This is a genomic window from Egicoccus sp. AB-alg6-2, from assembly GCF_041821025.1.
In the GTDB taxonomy this organism is placed as follows: domain Bacteria; phylum Actinomycetota; class Nitriliruptoria; order Nitriliruptorales; family Nitriliruptoraceae; genus Egicoccus.
In genome coordinates, this window is record NZ_JBGUAY010000005.1 from 267,679 (window position 1) to 279,435 (window position 11,757).

11 protein-coding genes and 1 pseudogene are annotated in these 11,757 nt (G+C 73.2%); 7 read left to right on the forward strand and 5 right to left on the reverse strand.

Features of this window, described 5'->3' with window-relative positions; genetic code table 11:
- Positions 1-145 precede the first annotated feature (145 nt).
- The 4 genes from ACERMF_RS10715 (at position 146) to ACERMF_RS10730 (ending at position 4,304) form a co-directional block, all read left to right on the forward strand.
- Complete coding sequence (locus tag ACERMF_RS10715) at positions 146-388, forward strand: hypothetical protein (RefSeq protein ID WP_373669073.1); 243 nt, start codon at positions 146-148, stop codon at positions 386-388.
- Positions 385-1,821: an anthranilate synthase component I family protein gene (locus ACERMF_RS10720; RefSeq protein WP_373669074.1), complete on the forward strand. Its 1,437-nt coding sequence runs from the start codon at positions 385-387 to the stop codon at positions 1,819-1,821. Before ACERMF_RS10715 ends, ACERMF_RS10720 begins: the two co-directional genes overlap by 4 nt.
- Complete coding sequence (locus ACERMF_RS10725; RefSeq protein WP_373669075.1) at positions 1,818-2,696, forward strand: aminotransferase class IV; 879 nt, start codon at positions 1,818-1,820, stop codon at positions 2,694-2,696. The genes ACERMF_RS10720 and ACERMF_RS10725 overlap by 4 nt, the downstream gene beginning before the upstream one ends.
- A 63-nt stretch (positions 2,697-2,759) precedes the next feature.
- Entirely contained in the window at positions 2,760-4,304 is a 1,545-nt protein-coding gene (locus tag ACERMF_RS10730; RefSeq protein WP_373669076.1) for a hypothetical protein, read from the forward strand.
- Here the strand turns inward: ACERMF_RS10730 and npdG are convergent.
- The gene (npdG, locus tag ACERMF_RS10735; protein WP_373669077.1) at positions 4,291-4,950 is read right to left on the reverse strand and encodes an NADPH-dependent F420 reductase; all 660 of its coding nucleotides are present in this window, start codon (positions 4,948-4,950) and stop codon (positions 4,291-4,293) included. The genes ACERMF_RS10730 and npdG overlap by 14 nt on opposite strands.
- Before the next feature lie 123 nt (positions 4,951-5,073).
- On the opposite strand from npdG, the gene ACERMF_RS10740 reads away from it, so the two are divergent.
- From ACERMF_RS10740 to ACERMF_RS10750, 3 genes are all read left to right on the forward strand, one after another.
- Complete coding sequence (locus tag ACERMF_RS10740) at positions 5,074-5,916, forward strand: alpha/beta fold hydrolase (RefSeq protein WP_373669078.1); 843 nt, start codon at positions 5,074-5,076, stop codon at positions 5,914-5,916.
- On the forward strand, positions 5,913-7,526 hold the full coding sequence (locus ACERMF_RS10745; RefSeq protein WP_373669079.1) for an L-aspartate oxidase: 1,614 nt from the start codon (positions 5,913-5,915) through the stop codon (positions 7,524-7,526). Before ACERMF_RS10740 ends, ACERMF_RS10745 begins: the two co-directional genes overlap by 4 nt.
- Before the next feature lie 212 nt (positions 7,527-7,738).
- Complete coding sequence (locus ACERMF_RS10750; protein WP_373669080.1) at positions 7,739-8,191, forward strand: hypothetical protein; 453 nt, start codon at positions 7,739-7,741, stop codon at positions 8,189-8,191.
- Between the two features lie 34 nt (positions 8,192-8,225).
- Here ACERMF_RS10750 and ACERMF_RS10755 read toward each other — a convergent pair whose 3' ends face one another.
- The 4 genes and pseudogenes from ACERMF_RS10755 to ACERMF_RS10770 all read right to left on the reverse strand — a co-directional run.
- The gene (locus tag ACERMF_RS10755; protein WP_373669081.1) at positions 8,226-9,359 is read right to left on the reverse strand and encodes a MalY/PatB family protein; all 1,134 of its coding nucleotides are present in this window, start codon (positions 9,357-9,359) and stop codon (positions 8,226-8,228) included.
- A gap of 11 nt (positions 9,360-9,370) precedes the next feature.
- Positions 9,371-10,051: a ferritin-like fold-containing protein gene (locus ACERMF_RS10760; protein WP_373669082.1), complete on the reverse strand. Its 681-nt coding sequence runs from the start codon at positions 10,049-10,051 to the stop codon at positions 9,371-9,373.
- A 29-nt stretch (positions 10,052-10,080) separates the two neighbouring features.
- Positions 10,081-11,448: an EAL domain-containing protein gene (locus ACERMF_RS10765; protein WP_373669083.1), complete on the reverse strand. Its 1,368-nt coding sequence runs from the start codon at positions 11,446-11,448 to the stop codon at positions 10,081-10,083.
- A gap of 50 nt (positions 11,449-11,498) precedes the next feature.
- Positions 11,499-11,696, reverse strand: a pseudogene (locus ACERMF_RS10770) (EAL domain-containing protein); the annotation flags it as partial.
- Between the last annotated feature and the right edge of the window lie 61 nt (positions 11,697-11,757).

Here is an 11,757-nt window from a genome sequence, read left to right on the forward strand (position 1 = left end):
TCGCGTCCGCTCACTCGATGGCGTACCCGTCCCGAGCGTAGTGGTCGGCGGACACGGCCCAGGCCGCCGACGGGACCGTGGGAGGCGTTGTCCCGTGTCCCGGCCTGCGGGTACGTTCCGCTCCCCCAGCCTGCCGGAGCCAGACGTGACCGCCCCCCGTTCACCCCGCCGGGACTTCCGTGTCCTGACCCGGCGCCGCGGCGGCTACGACGGTGCCGAGATGTACGACGTGCAGTTGCAGGTGGCGGAGTCGGGCGCGCTCGTGTGGGCCCAGACCTTCTCCGATGCACACCAGGCCGATGCGTTCCAGGCCCAGCTCGAGGAGGACATCGACACACTCGACGATGCGTCCTTCCGGCGCAAGTACGGCGTCCCCTCCAACACGTGAACACGGCCGGTACGGGCTGGCGGGGCGACCTGCTGCTCCTCGACGTCCCACGTCCACCGCGTACGCGCAACGGTGCGGTCGACCTCGATGCCCTCCTGCGTGCCTGCGGACCGGCCGACCTGTTCGAGTCGGCGGGAGACGGCGGGTGGTCGTACGTGGTGCCGCACGGCGAGCACCGTCTCGAGGACGACGGCGCGCGCACCCGGTGGGTCGGCCCGGACGGCGCCACCGACGAGGGGTCGGATCCGTTCGCGGCGCTCGAGCGCTGGTGCGCGCGGCTCGGCATCGTGCCGGAGGCCCCGGTGCCGGGGGGTTCCGACCTGCCGGCTTTCACCGGCGGGTTCGCCGGCGCGCTGGCCTACGACCTCGGGCACCGCGTCGAGCACCTGCCGCGGCGGCTGCCCGACGACCGTGGGACCGCACACCTGTGGCTGACGCTGGCCGAGACCGTGGTCGCCGTTCCACCCGACCGGTCCCGGGCGGTCGTGCTGGCCCGGGACCTCCTGAGCGGACGCGCCCACCTCGAAGCGCGCGTCCGGACGCACCTGGCAGCAATCGACGGCTCCCGACCCGCGGCGCACGTGCCGCGGCCACGCACGCCGCCACCGGTGACCAGCAGCCTCGGGCACGAGGCCCATCTCGCCGCCATCCGGGCGGTGCTCGAGCACATCGCCGCCGGCGAGGTGTTCCAGGTCAACCTGACTCAGCGGCTGACGACGCGATGGGACGATGACCTGCCCGGGCTCTACCAGGCGCTGCGCCGCGAGTCGCCGGCCCTCTTCGGTGCCGCGCTGCCGGCCATCGGCGTGGCCTCGATCTCGCCCGAGACCTTCCTCGCCGTCGACGGGACGCGGGTGACGACCCGACCGATCAAGGGCACCCGGCCGCGCCACCCCGATCCGACGCTGGACGCCGCACTCGCCGACGACCTCGCCACGTCCGTCAAGGACCGGGCGGAGAACGTCATGGTGGTGGACATGGAGCGCAACGACCTCGGCCGCGTCTGCCGGCCCGGCACCGTGCAGGTGCCCGAGTTGACCGTCGTGGAGGCCCACCCGACCGTGTGGCACCTGGTGTCCACCGTCACCGGCGAACTGCGCCCACAGGTCGGGTACGGCGAGCTGTTGCGCGCGACCTTTCCCTGCGGCTCCATCACCGGCGCCCCCAAGATCGCGGCCATGGGCCTCATCGAACGTCTCGAGACCGTCCGTCGTGGTTGGTACTGCGGCGCCGTCGGGTTCCTCTCGCCCGGCGCCGCACGCTTGTCGGTCGCCATCCGGACCGCGACCCTGCACGACGACGGACGCGTCGACTACGGCGCCGGCGGCGGCATCGTGGCCGACTCCGATCCCGTCGACGAGCGCCGTGAGAGCTTCGACAAGGCGGCCGCCTTCCTGCGCGCCGTCGGCGCCGACCAGGAGATTCGGACATGAAGGCACCGCTGCGGGTGTGGATCGACGGCACGCTCGTCGCCGCCGACCGGGCCGTGGTGTCGGTCTTCGACCGCGGCTTCCGCAACGGTGAGGGGGTCTTCGAGACGTTCCGTGCCTACGGTGCCCACGTCTTCCGGCTCGACCAGCACCTCGAACGCGCCCTGGCCGGGGCTCGAGAGCTCGGGTTCGACGCGGGGCCCCGCGAGCGCCTGCACGAGGCGGTCGCGTCGACGGCCAGGGCGAACCTCGACGCGTTGGACGGCCAGGACTCTGCACTGCGCCTGACGATCTCGGCGGGAGCGATCGACCCGGACGCCCCGTTCCCGGGCCGGGCCACCGGCGAGCCGACCGTCGTGGTCACCTCCCATCGCCTCGCGCTCGATCCGCGGCGGACCGAAGTCGGCGTCACCGCGGTCACGGTGCCGCTGGCGCGGGAGTTGCCCCACGTGAAGGCGGTGTCCTACCTCGTCGCCGTGACCGCCCGCCGCCGGGCCCGCGAGGAGGGCGCCGACGAGGCGTTGTTGACGACCCCGAGCGGCGACGTCCTCGAGGGTGCCGGTTCCAACCTGTTCGCCGTCGTGGACGGGACCCTGGTCACGCCACCGACGGACGCCGGGCTGCTCGCCGGGGTCACGCGCGCCGTCGTCCTCGAGGCTGCCGGCCGCCTCGGCATCGCCGCCGACACGCGGCCGCTGCGTGTGGACGAGCTGGTCCGGGCCGACGAGGCGTTCCTGACCGCGACCACCCGCGAGGTCGTGCCCCTCGTCGGGCTGGACGGCCGTGCGCTCGGCGACGGACGACCCGGACCGGTCACCGCACGCCTCATCGCCGGCTACCGCGACATCGTCGAGGAGGAGCGTCGTACGGCACGGTGAGGGCCCCCTCGCAACCGGCGTGCTTCGGCCGACGTCACACCTGCGACGCGAGATGGGGTGCACATGTCCACGACCAGCCATTGCCTCGTCCTCGCGGTGCTCGCCGTGGTGCTCGCCACCCTGGTGCCCGTCGGACCGGCGCGGGCCTGCAGCTGCGCCGAGATGACGCTGCAAGACGTGGCCCAGCGGGATCCAGGGGCGGCCGTGGCGCGGATCCGTCGCATCGACGACGGCGGCAGCACCGGCGTCGGGCGCGTGCTGGAGGTGCTGCGCGGGCCGGAACTCCCCGACGAGGTGCCCCTCGCGCTCGACAGCGGGGCATCGTGCCTGCCATGGGTCTCCGTCGGCGGGGTCGCCGTCCTGGCGCTCACCCCCGAACGGGGCGGTTGGCGGACGATGGAGTGCGGCCTGCTCGATCCGACGACCGGACTCGAGCCCGTCTCGATCGACCCCGAGGCCGAGGGGCCGGTGGCGATGGTCGCGTACGGATCGCTGCCGGGGGCCGGGCTGGTCGCACTCGACGACCGACTGCGGGTGCTCGGCGTCGGCCCGGACCAACCGTCCCTGGCCCGGGCGGAGGCGTGCGGCGAACTGCTGCTCGCGATCGGCCACGACGACACCGGACGCACCGTGGTCACGCGCCACGATCTGCCCTCGTTCGCGCAGACGGCCCAGTACCTCCCGTCCGCAGACGTCGAGGCGAGCATCGAGTTCCAGGACGACGCCTGCCGTGCTGACGGTCGGGTGGACCTGCTGTTGCGCGTCTGGGACGACCAGATGGCGGTGCAGTTGCACGAGGACGTCTTCGGCGACCCGGCGGTCCTGGCCCTGCCCAACAGCGGGGCGGCCGCCTTCGCCGGTGACGAGGTCGCCTTCCTCCAGCCGGGCGGGTGGAGCGACGGTCCCTTCAGCCTGCACACCCTCGATCCCGCGACGGGGCAGCGGCGGCGCGTGATCGAACATCCCAGCGGTGGCCACGAGATCCTGGTCTCGCCCGACGGTGGCCACGCGCTCGTGCGGGGTTTCGACGACCAACCGCTGGTCCTCGCCGTCGAACTTGCGACCGGCGCGGTCGTCGGCGAGTCGCGGGGCTGGTGGCAGCCGGTCAGCCAACCGTGGGTCGGCTCGGACCGGATCCTGCTGCAGGACGAGGACCGTGGCGGCATGTCGGGCAGCGGCATCCCGTCCTTCCGGCTCGTGGACCTCTCGCTCACGGAGGTGGCGCCACTTCCCGACCTCGGCGTTCGCACGATCCGCGCCGGCGACGGCACGGTCGTCGCCGTCACCTCCGATGCCCTGGTGGTGCTCGACGAGGATGCCGCGCCGCTTCGCACGACCGAGCAGCCATGGCTGATCGGCGTCTGGGGCACCGCGTCGCTGGGGCAGGTCCACCACGACCACGATGCGAAACTGCCGCCGGTGCTCGCGCCGGCCGGTGGCGCGTTGGGCGATGGCGCGACCGCCGGTGCTTCCGACGAGGTCGGGGGCGGCGCCTCGTCCGTGCCCGTGGTGCTCGCCGCCGTGACCGCGGTGCTGGTGACCGTGGCCACGTTCGGCGCGTACCGCCGCCGGGAGCGGGTCCGGCGTGGACGCGTTAGCGAGGGGTGAGGCGGGACAACCGCAGGCCGACGTGGGCCTTGTGGCGCTTGTTGACCGAGATGATCAACGCCGTGAGGGTCTCGAGCGGTCCGGACATGCGCAGCGGGCCCGCGCTGTAGGCGCGGACGCCCTCGATGCGGTTGGCCAGGTCGACCACGGTGGCCACCGCCTCCTCGTCGTCGCCGACCACCGGCACGTCGTCGTCCATCGGCTGTTCGAGGCGGGCGAGTTCGCGGCTCGAGACGCTGTGGAACGCCGCGACGAGCTTCGCTCGTGACAGGCTGGCCGCCAGGGCCTGGGCGACGCTGCCCGCTGCCACGGGCTCGTTGTAGGGACCCTCGGCGTCGAACGCGAGCGGGTTGACCGCGCTCACCACGATGCGCCCGGACACCGCAGACGTCAGCGGTCCGAGGACCTCGTCGAGGCCCTCGTAGGGAACCGCGAGCACGACGACGTCCGCTTCGGCGGCGCCGAGGTTGTCGACACCGACCACGGCGCCAGCGGCGTCCGGCAACTCGGTCCGCAACTCCTCGGCCGCGGCCGCCCCCTTCGCGGCGTCGCGCGAGCCGAGCCGGACGTCCACGCCGGCCACGAGCCAGCGGCGGGCCAGTCCGCGCCCGAGGGCCCCGGTGCCCCCGACGATCCCGATCTCCACATCCGTCTCCTGGTCGATCGCGCCAGGAGCCTGCCACACACGGATCCGAGGCACCGCATCGCTAGACTGCCGGGTCGGCCGCCACGGGTGGCCACCCCGATCTCCCCGCCGACCGGAGGGCCTGTGGCGCGCGAGCCCGACGCGGAACTGCGGTGGCACCGCACGACGCTCGAGGGTCGCGTCGCCGTCTACGGCGAGGCCGGCGACGGCCCACCGTTGGTCTTCCTGCACGGCTGGGGGTTGTCGGCACGGTCCTACGCGCGGGCGCTGCCCGGCATCGCCGCCAGTGGCTGGCGTGTCCTCGCGCCCGCCCTCCCCGGATTCGGACGCAGCGAGGCGCTCGCCGGCGCGTACACGTTCGAGAAGTTGGCGAACTGGGTCGACGAGTTGCTCGACCACGCGGGCGTCGAGGAACCGGCCGCGTTCGTCGGGCACTCCTTCGGCGGAGGTGTCGCGGTCGCGACCGCCTGGTACCACCCCGAGCGCGCCCGGTCGATCACCCTGGTGAACTCGATCGGGGGGTCGGTCTGGAAGGCAGGTGAGCGCAACGATCGGCTCCTGGCCGACCGTCCGCTGTGGGACTGGGGCCTGCGCCTCCCGCGCGAATTCGGGCGCCGCGACTACCGCCGCGTGTTACCCGTCGTCCTGCGCGACCTCGTCGGCAACGCCGTCACCAACCCCAGCGCCGTCTGGCGTGCCGGCGAACTGGCGCGCAACGCCGATCTGCGCGAGGAACTGGCCACGCTCGCCGCCCGCGGCCTGCCGGTCACGATCCTGTGGGGTTCGGCGGACAAGGTGGTTCCCGAAGCGACCTTCCTCGCGATGTGCGAGGCCGCCGGCGCCCCCGGCGACATCGTCACCGATGCCGGCCACTCGTGGCTGCTCGCCGACCCGGACGGCTTCGGCGAACTGCTCACGAACTCGTTGACGGTGCGCCGCACCCTCTCGGAGCGCACGCGACCATGACGACCCCACCGCCTCCGCCCGCGCCGACCCCACGGCCCGGGCCGCCCGGCCCGCCCGACATCGTCGACGACCGGGTCCGCACCGATGTGGTCGTCGTCGGCGCCGGCGTCGCCGGGCTGTATGCGGCCGCCCGCCTCCCCGACCACCTCGACGTCGTGGTGGTCGACAAGGGCGTACCCGGGGGCGACTCGGGTTCCTCGCCGTGGGCGCAGGGCGGTCTCGCGGTCGCGATCGGCGCCGACGACAGCCCGCAACTGCACGCGCAGGACACACGGTTGGCCGGTGACGGCCTCTGCGATCCGGTCGCCGTCGACCTGCTCACCCGCGAGGCGCCCGGTCACGTCCGTGAACTGCTGCGGATGGGTGCCGAGTTCGACCGCGTGGCCGGCGAACTCGGCAGTCACGATCCCCGCCATCTCGATCTGGCCCGCGAGGGCGGGCAGCGGGTCCCCCGTTCCGTACACCGCGCCGATGCGACCGGCGCGGAACTGGTACGCGTGCTGCGGGCCGCGGCGGCGACGAAGGTGTCGCGGCTGCCCGGCATCGTGCTGAGCCTGGCACGCGACGGCGCCCACCGGGTCACCGGCCTGTGGGTGCTCGTCGAGGGACGGATCGTCGCGGTCGAGGCACGCGCGGTCCTGCTGGCCACCGGCGGTTGCGGCGGCCTGTTCGCCGCGACGACCAACCCGGCGCACGCCACCGGCGACGGGGTATCGCTCGCGCTGGGGGTGGGCGCCGCGGTTCGCGACCTCGAATTCGTCCAGTTCCACCCCACCGGCCTCGCCGTCGCCGGCACGTGGCGATTCCTGCTGACCGAGGCGCTGCGGGGCGCGGGCGCCACCCTGCACGACGCCGACGGCAAGCGCTTCCTCCTCGATCGCCATCCCGATGCGGAACTGGCGCCCCGCCACGTGGTCGCGAAGGCGATCCTGGACCAGGACGGCGGCACCGCCTGGCTCGACGCCACCCACCTCTCGGAACAGCAGTTCGCCCACGAGTTCCCCACCGTGCTCGGCGGGGCACGCCGCTACGGCTTCGACCTCGCCACCGAACGGGTACCGGTGACGCCGGCGGCGCATTACCAGGTCGGCGGGGTCCGCACCGACCTCGACGGACGCACATCGGTGCACGGGCTCTATGCCGCCGGCGAGGTCGCCTCGACCGGCATCCACGGCGCCAACCGCATGGCCGGGAACTCCCTCACCGAGGCGCTCGTGTTCGGGGCTCGGACGGCCCAGGCGATCACGGCCGACCTTCCCAGGCGTCAGGGCGACCTCGGTGCGCCGCCGACTGCCGGAGCGGGCAACACCAGCGCGACCGAGTCGCTGCGCACCCGCCTGCGCGAGGCGATGCTGACGGGCGCGGGTCCCGTACGGACCGAGGCCGGGCTCGCGGCCGTCGCGTCGGAACTCGAAGAGTTGTCGGCGGAACTGGGTGCGCCCGGCGAGCACCACGACGGCGTCGAGTTGTGGCACGCGTTGCGGGTGTCGCGTCTGCTGGTGCGGGCCGCGCGTCTGCGGACCGAGTCTCGGGGAGGTCATTGGCGCGCGGACCACCCGGCCAGCGATCCGGCCTGGCACCAGGTCCACCTCGAGCATGTGACCGGCTGAACGCTCCGGAGTGGACGAGTCCGCTCGCGTCGACCACGAAAGGAGGGCAACCGTGGGAGACTCCGCCTGCTGGCTCGACCGGGTCTGCACCGACTGTGGCGCGTACGCCGAGGATCTCGACGACGGGCAACGGTGCGGCGAATGCGCCGCCTCCGGTCCCGAAACGTCGAACGAAGGCGAGCCGCCGACGTAACGGCGAGAGGCGTCGTCCAGTGGGGGTCGACACGTCGCCGCCCTCCCCCATCGCGTGGGGGCCGTGGATCTTGTGGTGGTTCACCGTGATGCTCGCCGTGATCTACCTCACGCTCGGCGTCCACCTGGCGATCGATTCGGGCCAGCCCGTCACGGTCCTGCTCCTGGCCGTCTGGCTGCCTGCGCTGGCCCTCTTCGCCGGCGGCATGACGATCGTCGCCGCCGCTGCACGCTGGGTCCTCGACCGGTTCGCCCCTCCGTTGGTTCGGCACAGCAGGGTGGCGGCGATCGTGCTCGGCGGCCTCGCTGGCCCGCTCGCCCTGCTGTCGTTCTTCGCCACCGGCGACCCGTCGGTGGTGCTCGAGCCCCGGACCGCACTCGAGGGCGTGGTCGCGCCGCTGACGCTGGGGGGCGGTCTTGCCGCGCACCTCGCCGAGCGCCGGGCCTCGTCGACCCCACCGGAGGCGAGGTGAGACCCGGGTCAGCCGAACGGTCGTCGGACTGCCGTCACGGCAGCGACGCGGCCATGCGCTCGACGGCGTCGGTGAGGATCGCGGTCGACGTCGCGAAGTTGAGCCGGACGTGGCCGGCGCCGCCGGTCCCGAACTCCTCGCCCGGGAGCAGGGCGACCCGCGCCTTCGTGAGGAAGTGGTCCGCCGGGCGGACGTCGAGCCCGAGGGGGCGACCGTCGAGCCAGGCGAGGTAGGTCGCCTCGCCGGGGGTCCAGTCGATCCCCGGCAGCTGGTCCGAGAGCAGGTCGGCGAGCAGCGTCCGCCGTGCGAGGATGGCGGCCAGAAGCGCGTCGAGCCAGTCGCCACCGTCCCGAAGCGCCGCGGTGTGGGCGAGGACGCCCAGGTGGCTCACGCCGTGCGAGACGACCTCGGGGATCGTCGCGAGGTTCTCGACGGCATCCGCACCGGCGACGGCGACCGCCGCCTTGGCCCCCGGAAGGTTCCATCCCTTCGACGCCGACAGCAGCGCGATCGCGTCCTCACCGCCCGGAACGGTGAGGTAGGGCACGAACGGCGTACCCGGCAGCACGAGCGGGGCGTGGATCTCGTCGCTGACGACCCGTATCCCGTGCCGGCGCGCGAGGGCGGCGACACGGACGAGTTCGTCGTGGCCGTGCACGGTGCCGTGCGGGTTGTGTGGGCTGCACAGCAGGTAAGCGGCTCGGCCCGCGCCGGCCGCCATGGCGGCGTCGAGCGCGTCGAGGTCCAGGCGCCCCGATCCCGTCAGCGGTACCTCGACCACCGTCCGGCCGGCGTGCCGCACGACGTCGTAGAACGGCGGGTACACGGGCGGGTTGACCAGGACGGGTGCTCCCGGTTCGGTGACCACCCGCAGCACCTCGTGGACGCCACGCATCACGTCCGGCACCAGCCGGGCGCGGCCGACCGGCAGCTCCCAGCCCCAGCGCCGACCCGCGAAGGCGGCCACCGCCTCGAGGTAGCCCTCCCCCGCCGCGTAGCCGACGTCGCCGGCATCGATGGCGGCGCGCAACGCCCTGGTGACGGCGGGTGCGAGTGTCGCGTCCATCTCGGCGACCCACAACGGCAGGACGTCGTCGGGGAACCGGCGCCACTTCACGCTGGTACGTCGCCGCAGGCGTTCCAGCGGGAGCGACTCGAGCGGGTCCATCGGCACGCCGCTCAGATGATCTCCTCGAGATCCTCGAGGCCGAGGTCGATCATGCGCCGATGGTGGCCCTGCATGACGCCGATCGCCAGACGTTTCACACGGGTCTCGCCCGACTCGCCGTCGGCCGCGCCACCGCTGGCGAGGACGACCTTGAGCGCGTCGGTGTCGGAAACCACGCCCTGGAAGCCCTGCAGCGCCCAACCGAGCAGGTGCGCCACCAGTTGGCGGGCCCGATCGCAGGAGGTCTCGTCGCCCAACTGCCGTCGCAGATGGGCGGTGGCGAAGCGCTCGAACGGACCTCGGTCGGCGAGCGACGCGACCACCACCAGGGCGGTCTCGGGATCCAGCGAGGCGGCCAGTTCCCGCCCGAAATCCGCCGCGATCGGCAGTCCCAACGCGAAGAAGGCGCACGCGGCGAACCAGTCGTCCATCTGGACGCGATCGAAGTAGTCGTCGAAGTAGGGCTTCTGGCGGTCCATGACGGCCGCCGGCAGATCCGTGTGCCTGGCCAGTGTGTCGCGCAGCAGTGCGTAGCCGGCGTGCTCACGCACGGCCAGCTCTGCGAGTTCGTCGGCGGTGCGGGCGTCGGGAGCCAGCGCGACGGCACGTGCCGTCACCTGGAACGAGCGCAACTGGCCGTAGGCGAGGGCACCGAGCACTTCAGCGGTCGCCAGCTCGAGTTGCTCCGGCACGCGCGGTCTCCTTCGACGGGGCCTTCCCCTCAGGGTAGACAGCACGTCCCGCCGCGCGGTCCATGCGGCCGCCGGCCGCCCTCCACCGCCTGGAGGTCGCTGCGTGCCGCGACGACTCCCGTCTCGGCACCTGCCAAAGCGGCGCGCAGTTCGTCGCACTCGCGCTGCAGGTCCCGCCCTCGCCGCTCCGAGAGCGCGAGGGCGGACAGGGCGGCACGCAGTCGCTGGAGCTCGGTCGGTCCGGTGCCGCCGGGTTGGCGGCCGCCCCCGTCCTCGTCGGCGGTGACCGACCACGTGCGCCGGGCGACGGTGACGTGGGTGTGTCGCTGCGCCGCCTGCTCGAGCACCTCCGCCCCCCGATCCCGTCCGTCGTGACCGGCATCGGGCGGCTGGCTCGGGTAGCCGCAGTGCAGCGTGAGGTCCCGGCGTGTGAGCACCTCGTTCCAGGTCTCCTCCAGCGCCATCGCCGTTGCCGCCTCCCCGCGGGCGGTGAGCAGCGCCACCATCTCACCGTAGGCGACCAGGGGACGCGCGAGATCTGGGAGCAGATCGGCGATGACGCGCTCGAGGTGGTCGGCGGCCGGGAGCCCGTCGGTCAGCAACTCGGCCAGGGTCGTGTCGGCGTCCAGCTCCACCAGGCATCCGGCGAGACGTGCGGAGGCCGTGTCGATGCCACGCTCCCGCAGGCCATGGTCGAACGCCTCCCGATGCTCGGGGGTCGCGACGATCAATGCGCTGGCGCCGGTGGCGATGGCATCGGCCAGCGCGTCGGCCACGCAGGCGACCAGTTCGTCGCGGTGTGCGTAGTAGACCGCATGGTGGTCACCGGAAGCGGCCCGGCGATGCCCCCTCGGTACGGCGGCCGACGGGTGGGTTCGCTTCGGTGCCTGGTCGGTGAGCAGTTGCCGCAATCGCATCGCGGGCATCGGCCGGTGCAGGTGGAATCCCTGCATCAGGTCGATGCCGAGGCGGTCCAGACGGCGCAGCTGCTCGTCGCTCTCCACGCCCTCGGCGACGAGTTGCAGGCCGCAGGCACGTGTCATCGTGTTGACGGCACGGACAACCGCATCGCCACCGACGCCCGCCAGCGCCTGGGTGAAGGACCGGTCGAGCTTGCAGACGTCGAAGGGCAGATCGCGCAGCCGCGCGAGCGAGGCGTAGCCGATGCCGAAGTCGTCCAGGGCGGTGCGCACCCCGATCGAGCGCAGCTCCTGCAGCACGTCGAGGCTCGCGCCACCGTCAAGGATGGCCTGCTCGGTGACCTCGAGCCAGACATCGGCGGGGTCGACACTTGCCTCGGCACAGCACGCCCGAACCTGTTCGGGCAGTGCGCCAGCCCCTGACGGCCACAGCTGGGCCGGCGCGAGGTTGACGCTGACGTAGTGCCGTCCGGCCAACGGGCCCGCTCCGCGAGCGCGATCGACAACACCCTGCGTCCGAGTTCGTCGAGGGCGCGGGCTGCGGCGAAGGCGGGGAGAAACGCGCCCGGACCGAGCAGGCCGCGGTCGGGGTGCTGCCACCGCACGAGCGCCTCGGCGCCCGCGACGCTGCCCGTCGACGTGCGCACCATCGGTTGGTAGTGCACCACCAGCTCGTCGCGCTCGAGCGCGGCGATCACCGACCGCCGCAGCTCCTCATCCGACATCGCCCATCCTCGTCCCCCACGACCCTGCGGCAGCCACCGTCAGGTGTGCGCCGACCTGGCA